Source organism: Variovorax sp. OAS795, from assembly GCF_040546685.1.
GTDB lineage: Bacteria > Pseudomonadota > Gammaproteobacteria > Burkholderiales > Burkholderiaceae_C > Variovorax.
This window is the reverse complement of record NZ_JBEPOH010000002.1, coordinates 631,234-648,462: the sequence shown is the minus strand read 5'-3', so window position 1 is coordinate 648,462 and position 17,229 is coordinate 631,234. Positions and strand designations below refer to the sequence as shown.

17 protein-coding genes are annotated in these 17,229 nt (G+C 67.8%); 6 read left to right on the top strand and 11 right to left on the bottom strand.

Annotation, left to right across the window (positions count from 1 at the left end; all coding sequences use genetic code 11):
- Positions 1-17: 17 nt before the first annotated feature.
- A complete protein-coding gene (locus tag ABID97_RS28640) occupies positions 18-458 on the bottom strand; it encodes a PaaI family thioesterase (protein ID WP_354402867.1) in 441 nt (146 codons plus the stop codon).
- On the bottom strand, positions 455-1,177 hold the full coding sequence (locus tag ABID97_RS28635) for an IclR family transcriptional regulator (RefSeq protein ID WP_354402866.1): 723 nt from the start codon (positions 1,175-1,177) through the stop codon (positions 455-457). Before ABID97_RS28635 ends, ABID97_RS28640 begins: the two co-directional genes overlap by 4 nt.
- 244 nt (positions 1,178-1,421) lie before the next feature.
- On the opposite strand from ABID97_RS28635, the gene ABID97_RS28630 reads away from it, so the two are divergent.
- The 5 genes from ABID97_RS28630 to ABID97_RS28610 all read left to right on the top strand — a co-directional run bounded on the left by ABID97_RS28630 (position 1,422) and on the right by ABID97_RS28610 (position 6,483).
- A complete protein-coding gene (locus tag ABID97_RS28630; protein WP_354402865.1) occupies positions 1,422-2,978 on the top strand; it encodes an acetate--CoA ligase in 1,557 nt (518 codons plus the stop codon).
- A gap of 37 nt (positions 2,979-3,015) precedes the next feature.
- Positions 3,016-4,158, top strand: a complete 1,143-nt coding sequence (locus tag ABID97_RS28625; RefSeq protein ID WP_354402864.1) for an FAS1-like dehydratase domain-containing protein — start codon at positions 3,016-3,018, stop codon at positions 4,156-4,158.
- Positions 4,159-4,259: 101 nt separating this feature from the next.
- A complete protein-coding gene (locus tag ABID97_RS28620) occupies positions 4,260-5,147 on the top strand; it encodes a CaiB/BaiF CoA transferase family protein (RefSeq protein WP_354402863.1) in 888 nt (295 codons plus the stop codon).
- Positions 5,038-5,469, top strand: a complete 432-nt coding sequence (locus tag ABID97_RS28615) for a CoA transferase (RefSeq protein ID WP_354403080.1) — start codon at positions 5,038-5,040, stop codon at positions 5,467-5,469. Before ABID97_RS28620 ends, ABID97_RS28615 begins: the two co-directional genes overlap by 110 nt.
- Positions 5,470-5,523: 54 nt before the next feature.
- Positions 5,524-6,483, top strand: a complete 960-nt coding sequence (locus ABID97_RS28610) for a Bug family tripartite tricarboxylate transporter substrate binding protein (RefSeq protein WP_354402862.1) — start codon at positions 5,524-5,526, stop codon at positions 6,481-6,483.
- 12 nt (positions 6,484-6,495) lie between these two features.
- Here ABID97_RS28610 and ABID97_RS28605 read toward each other — a convergent pair whose 3' ends face one another.
- The 6 genes from ABID97_RS28605 to ABID97_RS28580 form a co-directional block, all read right to left on the bottom strand.
- Positions 6,496-6,996 carry an Lrp/AsnC family transcriptional regulator gene (locus ABID97_RS28605; protein WP_354402861.1) on the bottom strand — a complete coding sequence of 167 codons (501 nt, stop codon included), beginning with the start codon at positions 6,994-6,996 and terminating at the stop codon, positions 6,496-6,498.
- 16 nt (positions 6,997-7,012) lie between these two features.
- Positions 7,013-8,365, bottom strand: coding sequence for an aspartate aminotransferase family protein (locus tag ABID97_RS28600; RefSeq protein ID WP_354402860.1), 1,353 nt, complete (start codon positions 8,363-8,365; stop codon positions 7,013-7,015).
- The gene (locus ABID97_RS28595; protein ID WP_354402859.1) at positions 8,362-9,453 is read right to left on the bottom strand and encodes a phosphotransferase; all 1,092 of its coding nucleotides are present in this window, start codon (positions 9,451-9,453) and stop codon (positions 8,362-8,364) included. The genes ABID97_RS28600 and ABID97_RS28595 overlap by 4 nt, the downstream gene beginning before the upstream one ends.
- Positions 9,453-10,118 (bottom strand): haloacid dehalogenase type II, encoded by a 666-nt coding sequence (locus tag ABID97_RS28590; protein ID WP_354402858.1) that lies wholly within the window; start codon positions 10,116-10,118, stop codon positions 9,453-9,455. Before ABID97_RS28590 ends, ABID97_RS28595 begins: the two co-directional genes overlap by 1 nt.
- 159 nt (positions 10,119-10,277) lie before the next feature.
- Positions 10,278-11,555, bottom strand: a complete 1,278-nt coding sequence (locus tag ABID97_RS28585; protein WP_354402857.1) for an NAD(P)/FAD-dependent oxidoreductase — start codon at positions 11,553-11,555, stop codon at positions 10,278-10,280.
- 52 nt (positions 11,556-11,607) lie between these two features.
- Positions 11,608-12,474 carry a GNAT family N-acetyltransferase gene (locus tag ABID97_RS28580; protein WP_354402856.1) on the bottom strand — a complete coding sequence of 289 codons (867 nt, stop codon included), beginning with the start codon at positions 12,472-12,474 and terminating at the stop codon, positions 11,608-11,610.
- Positions 12,475-12,614: 140 nt separating this feature from the next.
- On the opposite strand from ABID97_RS28580, the gene ABID97_RS28575 reads away from it, so the two are divergent.
- A complete protein-coding gene (locus ABID97_RS28575) occupies positions 12,615-13,532 on the top strand; it encodes a LysR family transcriptional regulator (protein WP_354402855.1) in 918 nt (305 codons plus the stop codon).
- A gap of 29 nt (positions 13,533-13,561) precedes the next feature.
- Here ABID97_RS28575 and ABID97_RS28570 read toward each other — a convergent pair whose 3' ends face one another.
- The 3 genes from ABID97_RS28570 to ABID97_RS28560 are packed head-to-tail and all read right to left on the bottom strand — an operon-like array spanning position 13,562 to position 17,151.
- Positions 13,562-14,887, bottom strand: coding sequence for an NAD(P)/FAD-dependent oxidoreductase (locus ABID97_RS28570; protein ID WP_354402854.1), 1,326 nt, complete (start codon positions 14,885-14,887; stop codon positions 13,562-13,564).
- 20 nt (positions 14,888-14,907) lie between these two features.
- Positions 14,908-15,627, bottom strand: coding sequence for a cupin domain-containing protein (locus tag ABID97_RS28565; RefSeq protein WP_354402852.1), 720 nt, complete (start codon positions 15,625-15,627; stop codon positions 14,908-14,910).
- A 42-nt stretch (positions 15,628-15,669) separates the two neighbouring features.
- Complete coding sequence (locus ABID97_RS28560; RefSeq protein WP_354402851.1) at positions 15,670-17,151, bottom strand: aldehyde dehydrogenase family protein; 1,482 nt, start codon at positions 17,149-17,151, stop codon at positions 15,670-15,672.
- Positions 17,152-17,229: the final 78 nt, after the last annotated feature.

Genomic DNA, 17,229 nt, shown 5'->3' with positions numbered 1-17,229 from the left:
CGCTATGCCCGCTGCATTCAGCCCATGATCTTCTGCACGCTGGAACCCCGCAGCAATTCCGCGTCGCCGCAATTCAGCGTGCCTTCCACGAACACCAGCGTGGACGTCGCGCGCACCACGCGGCCGCGTGCTTCGAGAAACTGTCCCTCGCACGCCGCGGCGAGGAACTGCGTGTTGAGCTGGACCGTCACGCAGGCGCGGCGGCCGACCGCCTCCCAGGCGACAGCGCTGACGACGTGGTCGAAGAGGGCGCAGAGCACACCGCCGTGAACGAACCCGCCCGGGTTCAGATGGTCCGAAGTCGCAAGGATGCCGTAGGCCCATCCCTCTGCTTCCTTCCGGGTCCACAAGGGCCCCATCCGGTCTGCGAAGCCGCGCAGCGCGCGCTGTCGCCAGCCGGCCTCCTGCAGTGCGGCGATCGCGTCGCCGGGAGCGCCCGGGGGCTCGGTGCCGGTCATGACAATGCCTTTGCCTCTCGCACCAGGTCCACCGTCAGCGACTTGGTGCGCTCGCTCGTCATCTGGTCTGCCACACCGAGCGCGACCAGTGCGTGCGTCATGCGCTTCTGGGCGTCGAAGATCGGAACGGCAATCACCGTAATGCCGCTCATGTAGTTGCCACGGTCGATGGCGAATCCCTTGCGTTGCGCCGCGCGCACTTCCTTCTTCCAGGTTTCGAGCTCGGGAGGGTTCTCCCAGGCCAGGGTCTTGAAGCGGCGGGCCAGCTCCGCGTCTGACAGGTCGGCATAGGCGGAGACCAGCCGTCCCGTCGCGCTGGTGAGTGCGGGGAACCGGCTGCCCACCTCCACGTAGAGCCGAAAAGGGCCGCGCGAGCGCGCCAGCGAAAGCACCACGAGGTCCTCGACCCCGGAGACCTTGACGCCGATCGTGGTGACGTTCCACGCCTCGGAGAGCCGATCGAGCGCGGCCTGGATGCGGGCCGGAAACGGATTGTTCTCGGCCACGCTGCGTGCCAGGGAGAGCACGCCGACGTCCAGGCTGTAGCGCTTCGTTCCCGGCTCGACCTTGACCATGCCTTCATCGACGAGCACACGCAGGATGTGCAGGCACGTACTCGTCACCAGCGCGAGGCCTTCCGAAATCGACTTGAGCGTCAGCGGCTCGGGGGACCTGGCCAGCAGCTGGAGGATGGCCAGCGCGCGAGAAACCGCCGGCACGGGTCGAACGCGAGGCCCCTTGCTGGCAGGGGGAGGGAGTGGAGCGGCAGCGGGCATACGGTGGGAGGTCACGAGTTTTGCAAAGCATACGACGCTTTGCCCGGTGCACCTTTAGCAGGTATCGACGCGGCTCCGAGCGAAGTGCGCGTCCATGAATTGTCTATAGACAATTCATGGACGCTATTGACAATAAAACGCCAGACGCGCAAAGTCTCTCCATCAGCAAGAAAGACGAGAGACAGCCATGACGAACCTGACGCACTACACCTCCTATGCGGATGCGCAAGCCCACTGCAGCGCGGCGCGCCTGTGGGAGCTTTTCGACGGCGACGCGCAGGTCATGAACATTGCGCACGAGTGCATCGATCGCCATGTCGATGCGGGCGAAGCCGTCGTGCTCGTCCGGGCGGCGGGCGAGGACGAATCGATCAGCTTCCGGCAGATCTCCGAGGCCTCCTCGCGGTTCGCGCACTTTCTTGTCGAGGAGGGTGTCGAGGCGGGTGACCGCGTCGCCGTGATGCTCGAGCCTTCGCTGGCGTTCTATGTGGCGATCTTCGGCGCGATGAAGATGGGCGCCATTGCGGTCCCGATGTTCACGCTGTTCGGTCCGGACGGAATCCGCCTGCGGGTGCAGGACTGCAAGCCGCGCCTGGTCGTGACCAACACCGAGAAGTCGGAAGTCGTTCCCGCGCGCGACGACATGAAGGTGCTCGTGGCGGACGACGCATTCCTCGCGTCACTGGATCGCTTCTCGCCCAGCTTCGAGGTCCATACGCGAGCCGACGACCTCGCCATCTTTCAATACACCTCCGGGACCACGAGGGAGTTGCCCGATGCGGTCAAGCACACGCACCGCGCCATCGTGACGCTGATGCTCGCGGCGCTGTATGGCACGGGCGTGCGGCCTGGCGACCGGTTCATGTGTCCGTCGTCGCCGGCGTGGGGCCATGGCCTCTGGCATGGCACGCTGGCGCCGCTCGCCATGGGGGTCACGATCGGCGCCTATGCCGGCAAGTTCAGTGGCGAGCGGCTGTTGCAGGCCCTGGAGACGCATCGGTTCAATACCTTGTCGGCCGCGGCGACCCACTACCGGATGATGCGCAACTCGGGTGCGGCCTCGAAGCATCGCTACTTCCTCGAGAAGGTGTCCTTCACCGGCGAGCCGATCGACAGCGAGACCGCCGCGTTCATCGAGGCGACCTTCGGCCACAAGGCTTGCAGCATGTACGGCACGACCGAGATCGGCGTGTGCCTCGTGTCCTACCCCGGCGCACCGGACTTCCCCGTCAAGGCCGGCTCGCTCGGCAAGCCGATTCCCGGGCTGCGCGTCGAGGTGCAGGACGCCGAGGGCAAGCCTTGCGCGCCCGGTGCGACCGGCGAGCTCAAGCTCTGGCGCCGCGGCGAATGGGTCGCGACGAAGGACCTGGGCCGGGTCGACGAGGACGGCTACTTCTGGCACGGCGGCCGGGCCGACGACGTGATCATCTCGGCTGGCTGGACTATCGGCGCGGTCGAGGTCGAGGACGCCATCCTCAAGCACCCCGACGTCAAGGAGGCGGCGGCCATCGGCGTACCGGATGCGCTTCGCGGCCTGGTCGTCAAGGCGTTCGTCGTTTCGGATCGGCCCGCGGGAGAGAAATTCGTCGAGGAGATCCAGGACGCAGTGCGCACCCGCCTGAGCCAGCACGAATACCCGCGGCAGGTGAGCTTCGTCACGGAGCTGCCGAAGACCCCGGCCGGAAAGATCCACCGCAAGAAGCTGCGCGAGCAGGAAGCCTCCGGCGCCGTAACCAGTTCCTGACCCACCCCTTCATTCATTTCATTCAACAGGAGACGGCATGTCCACCACCACCACCGAAAGAACCTTCCCCAAGATCACCGAGAACGGCCTGGACGAACTGCGCGAGCGCATCGGCCAGAAGATCGGCGCCACCGCCGAGCCGTGGTGCTATGAAGCGACGCGCGACAACATCCGGCACTACGCGCACGGCATCGGCGACGACAACCCGCTCTGGTGCGACCCCGACTACGCGGCCAAGTCGAAATACGGCGGCATCATCGCGCTGCCGAGCTTCCTGTTCTCGACCAGCCGTATCGTCTCCGGCTATGTCGGCGGCCTGCCGGGGGTGCATGCCATGTGGTCGGGCGCGGACTGGGAGTGGCACAAGCCCGTCAACCGCAACGACACGATCCGCACCGAGGCCTATCTCAAGGACCTGGTCGAGCACCAGACCAGGTTCGCCGGCCGCGCGGTCCAGCAGACCTACCACGTCGACTTCTTCAACCAGCATGGCGACAAGGTCGCCGAGGCGGACAGCTGGTGCTTCCGCACCGAGCGGGACCATGCGCGCGAGCAGGGCAGCAAGTACAAGGAAGTGCGTGCGAAGGCGCCGCGCCGCTACACGCCCGAAGAAATCCAGGAGGCCTACAAGCTCTACGCCAAGGAGGAGGTGCGGGGCAGCACGGCGCGCTACTGGGAGGACGTGAAGGAGGGCGAGGCGCTGCCGACCATGTTCAAGGGACCGATGACCGTCACGGGCTTCATCGCGTATGCCCAGGGATGGGGTGGCCTGTACATCCGCGCGAACAAGCTGGCGTGGAAGCTGATCGACGCGCATCCCGGCGTGGGCATCACGAACCGATTCGGCATTCCCGACGTGCCCGAGCGCGTGCACTGGGAAGAGGACTTCGCACTGGAAGTCGGCGCACCCGGTGCCTACGACTACGGTCCCGAACGCACCTCGTGGCTCACGCACCACCTGACCAACTGGGCCGGCGACGACGGCTTCCTGCGCAAGGCGCACTGCAAGATCCGCCGCCACAACCCCGAGGGCGACATGCTGTTTATCAAGGGGCACGTCAAGCGCAAGTTCGTCGAGAACGGGCGCCACCTGGTGGAGATTTCGCAGGAAGCCCACAACCAGGACGACGAGCTTTCCGTGCTCGGCTCCGGCGTGGTCGAGCTGCCCACGCGCGGCTGAGCCATCGCACCCCGCACGGGGTGCCCATTGATTAGCAACCGGGATCGCCCCGGCGGCTGGCTCGTGCCAGTTCACCGCGGCGGTGCCTCTCGAGATCGGCCATGCCAAATTCGTCCAAGCGAAGTGCCCCTGGGCACGGCGCGCTAGCCGGGCTGCGCGTCATCGACCTGTCGAGGGTCCTGGCTGGACCCTTGTGCACCCAGATCCTTTCGGACCATGGCGCCGAGGTGATCAAGATCGAACCGCCCTCGGGCGACGAGACGCGCACGCTCGGCCCGCCGTTCGACGAAGAAGGCGACGCGGCCTACTTCACGGCGGTGAACCGCGGCAAGCGCGGCATGGCCATGAACCTGGCCCACCCCGAAGGCCGCGAGACGCTGCTGCATCTGCTGAAGGATGCCGACGTGCTGGTGGAGAACTTCATCCCCGGCACGATGCAGCGCTGGGGGCTGGACTTCGAGGACGAACTGAAGCCGCGCTTTCCGGGCCTGATCTACTGCGCCATATCGGGTTTCGGCGCGGACGGCCCGTTGGGCGGACTGCCGGGCTACGACGCGGTGCTGCAGGCAATGTGCGGCATCATGAGCGTCAACGGCGACCCGTCGTCGGGGCCGACGCGCATGGGCATTCCCATCGTCGATCACCTGACGGGCTACAGCGCGCTCACGGGCATCCTGCTGGCGCTGCACCACCGAGACAGGACGGGCTGCGGCCAGCGCGTGGAGGCCACGCTGTTCGACACCGCATTGAGCCTGCTGGTGCCGCACGCGGCCAACTGGATGTACTCCGACCAGGTTCCGGGCTTGCTGGGGCAGCGCGCATCCGAACATTGCCCCGTACGACAAATTCCAGTGCCAGGACGGACTGGTCTTTCTCGGCATTCTCAACGACCGCCAGTTCGCGAAGTTCTGCAGCGTGATGCAGCTGGACGAGCTGATCGACGATCCGCGCTTTGCGAGCAACGCCGCAAGGCTGCAGCACCGCGATGAACTGCGAGGCCGCATCGAACTCGTACTTTCAGCATGGCCGCGAGAGTCGGCGTGCAGCACGCTGATGCGAAGCGGCGTGCCGGTGGGACCGGTGCACACCGTGCTCGAGGCCTTCTCGCAACCGCACGCCGTGCACCGCGGCATGCAGGTGAAGCTCGACGGCTACCAGGGCATCGGAGTTCCCGTTCGCCTGTCGCAGACACCGGGCCGGCCGACCGGGCCTCCTCCGCGCTTCGGACAACACGCGCGAGAGGTCCTGGGCGAGGCCGGATTCGATGAAGGACACATCGACCACTTGCAGGAAAGCGGCGTCTGCCCGTAGGCAGCGCCGCGAGACAGGGCGCACGCCCCACACAACAATATCTGGAGACTATGTATGAAGCGCATCACTGGAATCTTGCTGGCCCTGCTGGCGTTCTCTGGCCAATCCGCATTGGCTCAGACCTATCCCACCAAGCCGATACGCATCGTCGTGCCCTACCAGGCGGGGCAGGGGACCGACGTCGCGACGCGCTACCTGGCCGAGCAGCTCGGCCGTGCGCTCGGGCAGCCGCTGGTGGTGGAGAACCGTGCGGGCGCGGGCGGCAACATCGGCGCCGCGGAAGCCGCGCGCGCCGCCCCCGATGGCTACACCCTGCTCATGGGGACCAACGGCACGCATGTGCTGAACCAGTTCCTCTATCCCTCGATGCCATTCGATCCGGTGAAAGACTTCGACCCGGTGGCATTGGTCAGCACGTTCCCCATGGTGGTCCTTGCGAACCCGAGCGCGCCGTACAAGACGCTGGCCGACCTGCTCGCCGATGCGAAGGCGCGACCCGATGCCGTCAACGTCGGGCTCCCGAGCACGACGTCGCGCCTGGTGCAGGAACTCATCCACAAGCAAAGCGGCGCGCTCATGCGGGCCGTGCCGTACAAGGGCTCCGGCACCTCGATGACCGATCTCATGGGCGGACAGGTGCTGGTGGCCATCGATACGGCCAGCGCGGCGCGGCCCTTCATCGCCAGCGGCAAGTTGAAGGCATTGGCGGTGACCTCCCTCAAGGAATCTGCGCTGCTGCCAGGCACCCAGACGGCAGCGTCCCAGGGACTGGACGCCTTCCAGGTCATTGCATGGAACGGGCTCTACGCGCCCCATGGAACCCCTGCCGCCATCGTTCAGAAACTCAATGCGGAAATTGCGAAGATCCTGGCCCTGCCCGAGGCCCGGCAGCGCCTGCTGGAACTCGGCCATGAGGCTGCTGGCGGCACGCCCGAGAGCCTGGACCGCTTCGCGCGCAGCGAGCGCGACAAGTGGGGCCCGCTGATCAAGAGTGCGGGGATGAAGCTCGAGTGAGGCTCACGGCCATCACTCCCAACGCTTCTGATCCGCGATGATGCCCAGCGGATGCCCACGGCGTGCGAGCGACTGGCGCAGGACGATGCGGCTCGCGAAGCGTTCGATGCCGATGTCGTCTTCCAGCATCTTCTCCATCAGCGCCTGGAAGTAGCCGACGCCCGGTGCCACGATCTTCAGCAGGTAGTCGTAGCCGCCGCTGACGTTGTACCACTCGACAATCTCTTCGTACTGCGAAGCGGCCTGCTCGAACTTGCGAAAGTCATGCGGCCGGTGGCTGCTGAGGGTGACCTCCGAGAACACGGTGACGTGATCCCCGAGCTTTTCCAGCGCGATGTCGGCGCCGTAGCCACGGATCAGCCCGCACTCCTGCAGCCGCTTGGTGCGAAGAAGACACGGGCTGGGGCTGAGACCGAGCGACGCCGCCAGGTCGACGTTCGAGCAGCGTCCCTCGCGCTGCAGGTGCACGAGAATCTTGAGGTCGAACCTGTCGAACGGAACTGCCGAGCTCATGGCGTCATGGTACGGGTCAAGTCCGCGGCAGGCGCCTTGCCTCGTCGAGCGACTCGTCGAGCGCCTGGATCACCATGCCTGCCTGCTCGGCCGACAGCACCAGCGGCGGACGGATCTTGAGCACGTTGTGCCCCTGGGCGCAGGCGCTGAGCAGCACGCCCTTGTCGCGCATCAGGTTGACCACGCGGCTGGTGAGGCCGCGGTCCGGGGCGCGTGTCGTGCGGTCCGAGACGAGCTCGACGCCGACGAAGAGCCCGGCGCCCCGCACATCGCCGATGGCCTCGTGCCTTGCGGCCAGGTCCGCGATGCCATCGAGCAGCAATTTGCCGACCTTGCCCGCGTGCGGCACCAGCCGGTCCCGCTCGATGGTTTCCAGCACCGCCAGCGCCGCCGCGCAGGAGACGGTGTTGCCGGCAAAGGTGTTGAAGTAGCGCGAGTGCGTGCCGAACTCGGCCAGTGCGTCGGCGGTCGCAAGAAGGCCCGCAATCGGCTGGCCGTTGCCCATCGGCTTGCCCAGCGTGACGATGTCGGGAACGAGGCCGTGGCGCTGGAAGCCCCACATGTGCTCGCCGGTGCGGCCGAAGCCCGGCTGGACCTCGTCGGCGATGAACAGGCCGCCCGCGCGCCTGATGGCCTCAGCGGCACCCTTCAGGAAGCCCGCGGGCCCGGGCAGGATGCCGTCGCTGGTGAAAAGCGAATCGACGATCAATGCGGCCGGCTTGATGCCGTGGCGCCGCAGGTCGGCAATGGCCGCCTCCACGTCGCGCGTGAAGCGCTCGCCAAGGTCGGCGCCCCCGGCGTGGTACTGCCGCGGCGCGGGCACCAGGCGAACGTGCGGACCCAGGTCGACGGTCGCGCCCAGCGATGGCGAGAACTGCGACACGGCGTCGGTGATGCCGTGATACGCAGTGTCGGTGACGATCACCCCGGTGCCGCCGGTGCGCACCTTGGCGATGCGGTAGGCCAGGTCGTTGGCCTCGCTGCCGGTGCAGGTCAGCATCAGGTGGGCAAGGTCCGTTCCCGGCACGCTGGCGAGCAGCCGTTCGGCCAGTTCGAGGATGGTGTCGTGCAGGTACCGCGTGTTGGTCGCGAGCGTCTGCACCTGGCGGCAGATGGCCTCGGTCACCGCGGGGTGGCAGTGCCCGAGCGAGGTGACGTTGTTGTAGACATCGAGGTAGCGCCGGCCTTCGGGGTCCATCAGCCAGACGCCCTCACCGCGCACGATGTGCAGCGGGTGTTCGTACATCAGCCGGTAGGCCGGGCCGAGCAGCGCATTGCGCCGCTCGATCATGGCCTCGGTGGTGGGCCCGAGGTTGGCGCGGCCCGGGATGTAGGCGTTGACCATGTTGAAGTCGGCGGTGGTTTTCATGGGGAGGTTCCGGTACGTGTGGGGGTCAGCAAGCGCTCGCGCGCTTCATGGCGGGAGAGGTCCGCCATCTGCGACAGCGCCTCCCAGGCCGCGGGGTTGTGACGCATGATGTAGGCGCGGTTCTCGGGATAGCGCAAGGCGCGCCACTCCGAGATCAACGCCGTGATGAGGTGGCGCGTTGCCATCAGGTCGGCGACGACCTCTTGCTCCGGCTCCGTCAGCGGCAGTACCGCCTGGTAGGCGCCGACGAACTGCGCCGGTCCTTCGAACGGATCGGCGCTGCCGCTCATGTGGAAGGCTGCGGCCGTTGCCACTTCGCCCACCAATGGCGCATGCAGCATGTCGCCGAAGTCGATGATGCCGGTGATGCGCGCCGGGTCGTCGGGCGCGACCAGCACGTTGTAGAGGTGATAGTCGTTGTGGATCACCTGCGCCCGCAGCGAGGCAAGGCGGGGCAGCACATGGTCGGTGAAGCGCGTCATGAACGCCTGCGCCAGCGTGCGCCGCGGTCCATCGGCCAGGCTGCCCAGCTGCGTCGTCAGGCGGTGCGCGGCCGACACGTTCCACAGCAGGTCGTGCGTGGCCGCGGGGTGCCTGAAGCCGCGCAGGGCCAGGTCCAGTTCGGCCAGGCCCCGGCCCATCGCCATGCGCTGCGCGCCGGTGCGCGGTGTCTCGCGGATCTGCACGCCCTCCAGGTAGGTGAGCATGCGCACGCTGGTCCGGGTGCCGCCCGCAAGCGCCACGGTGTCGCGCGCGCGGCCGTCCAGTGTCCGCACGATCCGCGGCACCGGCTGGTTCGGCGATGTGCGGGCGATGTGCTCGAGTGCGGCGATCTGGAAATCGACCAGCGACACCGGTTCCGACGGGTTGCCGATCTTGAACACGTAGCGCGCGCCGTCCGCGGCTTCGATCGCGCAGTTCTGGTCGCGCTCGCCGGCCAGCGGCGTCGCGCGGCCCTCGATACCGTACAGGCGGGCCACCAGCGCCTGCACCTCCGCGCACGCGAGGTCGGGCGCCGGCGTGCTCAGCGCAGCGGCCTCGTCCAACCGCCTCTCGGGCATCGCGCCCTCGGGTCCGGGGCTGAACATCAGAGCCCGAGCAGCGCAGGAAGCTGGCGCACGTCCGTCAAGCGGCTCACGCCGTATTCGGTCGACGTGGGCTCGTGGCTCCGGTCGATGAAGGCCTTGGCCATGAAGCCCAGGTCGGACGCCGTCATCAGGTCGTAGCGGAAGCTCGACGAGACATGCATCATCTGGTCGGGCCCGCAGCCGAGCCGGTCGAACATGTATTCGAAGGCTTGCATGCGCGGCTTGTACGCGCGCGCTTCCTCGGCGGTGTAGACCGCGTGGAAAGGCGCCTTGAGGTGCGCGACGCTGCGGGGGATGAGATCGGTCATCGAGTTCGACAGGATCACCAGCGGCACGTGCGGTGCGATCGCCTTCAGCACCTCGACCACGTTCGGGTGCGGCTGCCAGGTCGGCACGGCGTCATAAAGAGCGGCGGCGTCGGATGCGGTGCACTCGATGCCGTGCGCCTTGCAGGTGCGCTGGATGGCGTTCTCCACCACGTCGAAGAAGGGCTTCCATTCACCGAGCACCTCGTCGAGGCGATAGGCCTTGAAACTGTCGAGGAATGCCGGCATCCGTTCGGCCGGTACGCGGTCCTTGAACAGGACTCTGGCGGTCGGACCCATCTCGAAGTTGATGAGCGTGCCGTAGCAATCGAAGCTGATGAATCTGGGTTTGAAGATCATGGTTGGACCTGGTGCGTTGGGGTGAAAGAAGTCTAGAACTCACCCTTTTGCAGCAGGTGCCATATCGCGGCGTTTCCCAAGCAGTTTCTTTGTCAATCGGAAGGGCGCCTGGCATTTCCGATGGTTTCCTCTTCGTCCGATGTGCAGGCGAGACGGGCTTCAGGCGAGCTTGTCCTTGAGCCGGTAATACGCCCCCACCAGCGGCAGGAACCACGGCGGCCCGACATGGCCCGGGATCGCGGGCCAGTCGAAGTCTTTCCACGGGTTGAGTTCGGCGCGCCCGTCCATGACCTCGGCCATGATCGTCCCCATGAGGGTCGACATCTGGGTGCCGTGGCCGCTGTAGCCCATCGAGTAGTAGATGCCGTTGCGCTCGCCGGCGCGTGGCAGGCGGTCGCGTGTCATGTCGACCATGCCGCCCCAGCAGTAGTCGATGCGTGCGTTGCGCAGCTCCGGAAAGACCTCGTGCAGCGCGGCCTTCAGGATCGCACCGCTCTTCTCGTCGGAGTTGGGATTGGAGACGGCGAAGCGCGCGCGTCCGCCGAAGAGCAGCCGGTTGTCGGGCGTGGTGCGGAAGTAGTTGACGAGGTTCCTGGTATCGACCGCCATGCGCCGCCGCGGCAGCAGCCGGTCGAGCGTCTCCGTCGGCAGCGGCTCGGTGACGATCAGGAACGCGCCGACCGGCACGATGCGGCGGCGGATCCAACCCAGCGGCCCCGTCTGCGAGGTGCCGCTCGCGAGCAGCACCTGCCTCGCGTGGAGCCGGCCCTTCGGCGTTTCGATCTGGTGCCCGCCGCCGGGGATCGGCCGCAGGGCCGTCATCGGTGCATGTTCATGGATCTCCACGCCGCGCCGCGCGGCCGCTTCGCCCAGGCCGCGCACGAAGCGCCCCACATGCATGCCGGCGCCCTTGCGGTAGACGAGGCCGCCATGGAAGCGGTTCGATCCGACCTCGCGCGCCAGGTCGGCGCGGCTCACCATCTCGGTGTCGGGGTCGACATTGGCGGCCAGCAGTTCCTGGCTGCGCGCCAGCTTCTCGTAGTGCTCGGGCTTGGCCGCGAGCTTGATCTTGCCGACGCGTGCGAAGCTGCAGTCGATCTTCTCTTCGGTCACCAGGCGTTCGACCGTATCGACGCCGGCGTCGAAGGCCCGATAGAGCCGGTCGGCAACGTCCTTGCCGAGCTTGGCCGACATGGTGCCGTAGTCCTGCGCGAAGCCGTTGTTGCACATGCCGCCGTTGCGGCCCGAGGCTGCGTGCCCGATGGTCCCGGCTTCCAGGAGCACCACGCGTGCACCCTTCTTGGCAAGCGCCAGCGCCGCCGAGCAGCCGGTCAGGCCACCGCCGATCACCGCCACGTCGCAGGCACCCTGCACCGGGCCCGCAGCGGCACTGCGGAAGGGCTCCGAGGTGTCCAGCCAATACGAGGCCAGCTTCATAGCGGCCTTTTCGAGGTTTGCGGCATCTTCGAGCGCGTCATGGTGATGTCTCCTAGTTGAACGACTGGTTGGCCAGCGCGAACATGCGTGCCGGTCCTGCCGTCGGAATGCGGGGGCCCTTGACCATGGTGGTGGCGTCGCTGACCTGGACGAGGCCGATGCCTTCGAGCCAGCCGCCGAGCTGCGAGGTGGCCGCGGTGTCGATGCGCACGAAGACCTGGCCCAGACCTGCGAGCGCGGCTTCGACCAGGGTGCGCGCATCGGCCGCACTTTCTGCGACCACGGGGCCGATGACCTGCCCGCGGCCGAAGGGCCGTGACACGGCAAAGCCGCGCGGCTCGCCGCCGCGCACGAGCACGAGGCCGTCGCCGGCCTTGACGAGCCGCGTGAGCATCTGCGGCCGGGTCCAGCCCGTGGCGGCCAGGTCCAGGCGCGCGACCGCCTCGGCGTCCGATGGCGTCATCGCCCTGACCAGGTCGGCGGGTGGCGCCTGGTGGTGCGCGTGGGGCACGCCTTGATGCTGCTGCACGACGCCGATGCGCACGAAGCCGCGCCTCTCATACAGCGCGAGGCCTTCGGCCGTCGAGTTGAGCGTGATGGTTCGGGGGTGTGCCGCTGCAAGCAGCGCGTCCATCAGCCGGGCGCCATGACCGCGGCCCTGGGCCGCCTTGGCGACGATGATCATTCCGCACGAAGCGTGACCCTCGCCGTAGGCCCACCAGACTGCGGTCGCGATCACCTTGCCCGCGCGGTTGCAGAGCACGAAGCCCTGGCCGAGCTCGAGCGCGATGGCCCAGTCCTCGAGCCGGTAGGGCCATGCCATCTCCTGCGAAAGCCGGAGGGCGTCTTCGAGGTGCTCGGTGCCGAACGGCAGCAGCACCGCGTCATCGTCGGCGGCGTGGCCGGACGGGGTCGCCATGGCGGCTGGTGCCTGCTTCGTGGCAATGACTGGGGCCAATGTCGTGCTCCGGATTGTGCGTGTGCGATGTCTGGATATTGCGCCCGATCGATTGAACCTACAATTTATCGATCCTGCATGGCAAGTTAAGGCTCAACTAAATGATCAGCTCCGAGGACCTGCGCTTCTTCAACGTGCTGGCCCGGTCCGCGTCGCTCGCCGAAGCGGCGCGGAAGATGGACGTCACGCCGCCGGCCGTCACGCAGCGCCTGCAAGCGCTGGAAGCACGCATTGGCATCCGGCTGATCGACCGCTCCGGCCGCAGGATGGTCCTGACCGACGAAGGCGATCTGGTCGCATCGCACGGCACGATCGTGGCCGATGCGATGGAGGCGCTGACCGAGGCATTGGCCAACCGCAAGAAGGCCGTCAGCGGGCATCTGCGCATCGCAGCGCCGCATGGCTTCGGGCGGCTGCATGTCGCACCCGTGGTCGATGCGTTCGCGAAGGCGCATCCCGGCGTGACGGTCACGCTGGACCTTGCCGATCATCCCGGCGCGCACCTGCTCGAGAGCAGCGACGTCATCGTCCACATCGGACCGCCCGGTGCCCAGAACCAGATCGTGACGACGCTGGCGCCCAACCGGCGCATCCTTTGCGCCAGCCCGGACTATCTTGCCAGCGGGCCGCCGATCCAGTCGCCTGCGGACCTGCTGCGGCACCGGTGCCTGGTCGTGAGAGAGAACGACGAAGACGTCACGCTGTGGCGCTTCGCGCACGCGACGCGCGGGTCGGAAACCGTCAGGATCCGTCCCACCATGTGCAGCAACGACGGCGCGGTGGTGTGCGAGTGGGCGGTGTCGGGGCAAGGCGTGGCCATGCGCTCGGAGTGGAACGTTGCGGCCGACCTCGCGGCCGGCCGGCTCAAGCGGGTGCTTGCGAGCTGGGAAGTTCCTGCGGCCGACGTCGTCGCGATGCTGGGCACCCGCTTCGGCCGGAGTGCGCGGGCAACGGCCTTTCTGGCGATGCTGCGCCAGTCGCTTGCGCCGCCGCCATGGAGGCGAAGGAGCGCGCGATGACGCCGGGTGCCACGGCCATCCGCCGCGGCTTAGAAATCAGCGACCTTGCCCCATGACGAGCCGCTGAACCGCGCCGGCCTGTAGGGCACGGGATCGACGATCGGTTCTGCGCCGGTGGCCAGGTCTGCGATCAGGTGGCCGGCGCCAGGGCCGATGCCGAAGCCGTGCCCGGAGAAGCCCGCGGCCAGGATGAAGCCCGGCAGGCCCGGCACTTCGCCGATGCCGGGAACACCGTCGGGCGTGCTGTCGATGTAGCCGGCCCAGGCGTGCGTGATCTTGGCATCGCGCAGCTGGGGCAGCAGTTCGACCGCGCGGCGGTGGGTGTCCCGGATGCTCACGGGATCGGGCTTCGGATCGAGGATGCGCACGCGCTCCATGGGCGTGGGCGCATCGAGCCGCCAGCGCGCCAGCGTTTCATGGCCACTGCGAATGGCTTCGAGGCCGCCCGGGCGAAGGTTGCGCCAGCGCTTGGCGAACATGGGCACGAACTGCGGCGCGAAGCGCAGGAACTGCCCTGTCGGGTCCACGCGCGCACGGCCGCTGATGGCCAGTGCATAGCGTCCGTCGTTGCGGCGCGTGGCAGACACGCCCGCGCTCACCACGGCGGCGGGCAAGCGATGCTCCACCGCGGACACACTGAGAATGGATTGGCGGATCGAGGCCTGCGGAAAGCGGATGCCGAGTTGGCGGCAGAACGAGGACGCCCACGCGCCGCCCGCCATCACGACGGTCTTGGTCTTGATGACGCCGGCCTCCGTGATGACGCCGCTGACGCGTCCGGCTTCGGTCTCGATGCCGCGCGCAGCGCAGTTCTGGTGGACGCTGCCGCCGAGCTTGATGAACGCAGCGGCCACGGCCGGCGCAGCCTTGCCGGGATCGGCGGTGCCGTCGCTGGGCGAGAAGACGCCGCCCTTCCACGCGCGGCCCGTTGCCTTGCCGCGCTCGGCGGCTTCGCGGCTGCTCAGCATGTGGGTGGTCACGCCGGCGGTCTGCGCGAAATCGCGCCACGTGGCCCAACGCGAAATCTCCGCTTCGTCATTGCTGAGGTACAGCAGGCCGCAGCGTTGGAAGCCAGTGTCTTCGCCGGTCTCCGCGGCAAACTGTTCCCACAGGTCGAGGCTCTTGCTCGCCAACGGCAGTTCGCGCGCATCGCGGTTCTGCTGGCGGCACCAGCCCCAGTTGCGGCTCGACTGTTCGGCGCCGATGCTGCCCTTTTCGACCAGCGCCACCGACACGCCGCGCTTGGCCAGGTAGTAGGCGGTGAAGACGCCGATGATGCCGCCGCCGATCACGACGACGTCGGCCGAAGCCGGCAGCATGGACGAAGTTTGGATGTGGCGCAGTGGAGGGGACACGATGGATCTCGCTCGCCCGCTCAGGCCGGGACGGCCTGGCACACGTAGAACTTTGCCACGCGGTCGCTGCTCTCCCACCCGATCTGTGCGCCCTGTGGCACGAAGAGCGCATCGCCCGTGCCCACCGACAGCACGCTGCCATCCGGCGCTGCGAAGCGCACGCCGCCCGCCACGATATGCATGAACTCGTTCATGCGGTGCGCGCGAACGATCCGGTGGTAGGGGGTCGAGTCCCAGGTGCCCGCAAGGTACTGCGCAGCGTCATCGGTGAAGACCTTGTCGCTGCGGCACTCCGGCACGGGACCCAGCAGCACTTCGGCGGGCAGCGTGCCGGTGGGCTTGAAGTCGGCGTCGGCATGCAGCGCGAAGACGCCGCGCTGCGTCGGCTTGTCGCAGGCAGCCGCGCAGAACACGAATCGCACGCGGGACGCCGCCTCGATGCGAAGCGAGGTGCCGCTTCCGATCACGGCACCCGCTTGCGGACCGACCACCAGCGGGGCCGCGCCTTCGGCCGTCAGGGTCAGCTCGCCCTCGATCACCACGATGGTCTCGATGTGCGGATAGCTTGCGATGTCGAGCTCGCCGATGAAGCTGGTGCGGCCCGCGCTCATTGCGCCCGGGCCTTCCCACGCGATCTCGCGATGCCGCGCAAAGGGGTCGTCCTTGCCGAACGGCGCACGGCGGAAAGCCGTTGAAACGGGCGCGCCATCGGCGCGATGCAGTACTAGGGCCACGGTCATGATTGCTCCTGCGCGATGCGCGATGTCTTCACTGAAATCCTGTCAGGCGCTGGCGGGTGCCGAGGCATCCTGGTAGCCAAGAATGGCTTTGGTTTCCAAATATTCCTCGAACCCCTCGACCCCGTATTCACGCCCATTGCCCGAGCGCTTGTAGCCGCCAAAGGGGGCCTCGGGGTTCCACGCCGGGTAGTTGATGTGCACCTGCCCCGAGCGGATGCGCGCCGCCACCGCGCGCGCCGCACCCAGGTCCTGGCCCTGCACATGCGCGCCCAGGCCGTAGACCGTGTCGTTGGCGATCTCCACCGCCTCGTCCATGCTGTCGTAGGGAAGAATCGCCAGCACCGGCCCGAAGATCTCCTCCTGCGCGATCTGCATGCGGGAGTGCACCGCGCTGAAGATGGTCGGGCGGCAGTAGAAGCCCCGGTCCAGGCCCTCGGGCCGTCCGGGGCCGCCGCACAAAAGCTGTGCGCCTTCGGCCAGGCCCACGCCGATCATTTCCTGCACCCGGTTGAACTGCGCCCGGTTGGCCACCGGGCCGTGCGTGGTCTGCTGCGAACGCGGATCGCCCACCACGAAAGCCGATGCCGCTTCCAGTGCAAGCCGCTCCACTTCCGGCAGCCGGCTGCGCGGCACGATCATGCGCGTGGGGGCGCTGCACGACTGGCCGACATTGCGGAACGCGGTCGCCACGCCCTTGGGCACGGCCACGGAAAGGTCCGCGTCCGGCAGGATCAGGTTGGGCGACTTGCCGCCGAGCTCCTGCGCCACGCGCTTGACCGTCGGGGCGGCTGCCTGGGCCACCAGCACGCCGGCCCTTGTCGAGCCGGTGAACGAGACCATGTCCACGTCGGGATGTTCGGCCAGCGCGGCGCCGACTTCCGCGCCGCTGCCGTTCACCAGGTTGAACACCCCGGCCGGGGTGCCCGCGTCGTGCATCACGTCGGCAAAGAGCAGGGCGCTCAGGGGGGAGAGTTCGCTGGGCTTGAGGACCACGGTGCAGCCGGCGGCCAATGCGGCGCCGACCTTGGCGGTGATCTGGTAGAGCGGCCAGTTCCACGGGGTGATCAGGGCGCACACGCCGATGGCCTCGCGCACCAGGGCCATGTCGCCGCGCTGGGTGACGAAGGGGTAGCTGCGCGCGTTGTCGCGGGCCACGCGGATGTGCTCGGCCGCCGAGGGCACCTGGGTGAGGCGCGCGAAGCCGATGGCCGCGCCCATCTCCAGCGAGATGGCCTGAGCGAACAATTCGGCGCGCTCCAGGATGAGGGCGTGGATGCGGTCCAGCAGCTGGGCGCGGCTGTGGGGGGAACTCACGGACCAGGTGGCGAACGCGCGCCGTGCGGCCACGACGGCGGCGGCGACATCGCGTGCACTGCCGAGAGCGATCTCGGCGACGGGCTCCTCGGTGGAGGGGTCGATGACGGCGCTGCGCGCCTGGGTGTCGGGCAGCACCCACTCGCCGTCCACGAAGATGCGGTCCAGGCGGCCGGCGCGCCTGAGATGCTCGACGATGGAGGAGTTCATGGCGTCGGCTTTCTGGGAAATCAGGTCAGGGTTGTTCATTGCCATCCATCAAGGCGTGGCCCCGGAATGCTTGCTCGG

Bases quoted from the DNA above. Each gene is read 5' to 3' on its own strand.
- ABID97_RS28590 (WP_354402858.1), bottom strand. From the start codon at position 10,118: ATGATCTTCAAACCCAGATTCATCAGCTTCGATTGCTACGGCACGCTC.
- ABID97_RS28605 (WP_354402861.1), bottom strand. From the start codon at position 6,996: ATGAGCTCGGCAGTTCCGTTCGACAGGTTCGACCTCAAGATTCTCGTG.
- ABID97_RS28595 (WP_354402859.1), bottom strand. From the start codon at position 9,453: ATGTTCAGCCCCGGACCCGAGGGCGCGATGCCCGAGAGGCGGTTGGAC.
- ABID97_RS28620 (WP_354402863.1), top strand. From the start codon at position 4,260: ATGCCAAATTCGTCCAAGCGAAGTGCCCCTGGGCACGGCGCGCTAGCC.
- ABID97_RS28580 (WP_354402856.1), bottom strand. From the start codon at position 12,474: ATGGCGACCCCGTCCGGCCACGCCGCCGACGATGACGCGGTGCTGCTG.
- ABID97_RS28575 (WP_354402855.1), top strand. From the start codon at position 12,615: ATGATCAGCTCCGAGGACCTGCGCTTCTTCAACGTGCTGGCCCGGTCC.
- ABID97_RS28560 (WP_354402851.1), bottom strand. From the start codon at position 17,151: ATGAACTCCTCCATCGTCGAGCATCTCAGGCGCGCCGGCCGCCTGGAC.
- ABID97_RS28630 (WP_354402865.1), top strand. From the start codon at position 1,422: ATGACGAACCTGACGCACTACACCTCCTATGCGGATGCGCAAGCCCAC.
- ABID97_RS28565 (WP_354402852.1), bottom strand. From the start codon at position 15,627: ATGACCGTGGCCCTAGTACTGCATCGCGCCGATGGCGCGCCCGTTTCA.
- ABID97_RS28600 (WP_354402860.1), bottom strand. From the start codon at position 8,365: ATGAAAACCACCGCCGACTTCAACATGGTCAACGCCTACATCCCGGGC.
- ABID97_RS28585 (WP_354402857.1), bottom strand. From the start codon at position 11,555: ATGAAGCTGGCCTCGTATTGGCTGGACACCTCGGAGCCCTTCCGCAGT.
- ABID97_RS28640 (WP_354402867.1), bottom strand. From the start codon at position 458: ATGACCGGCACCGAGCCCCCGGGCGCTCCCGGCGACGCGATCGCCGCA.
- ABID97_RS28625 (WP_354402864.1), top strand. From the start codon at position 3,016: ATGTCCACCACCACCACCGAAAGAACCTTCCCCAAGATCACCGAGAAC.
- ABID97_RS28610 (WP_354402862.1), top strand. From the start codon at position 5,524: ATGAAGCGCATCACTGGAATCTTGCTGGCCCTGCTGGCGTTCTCTGGC.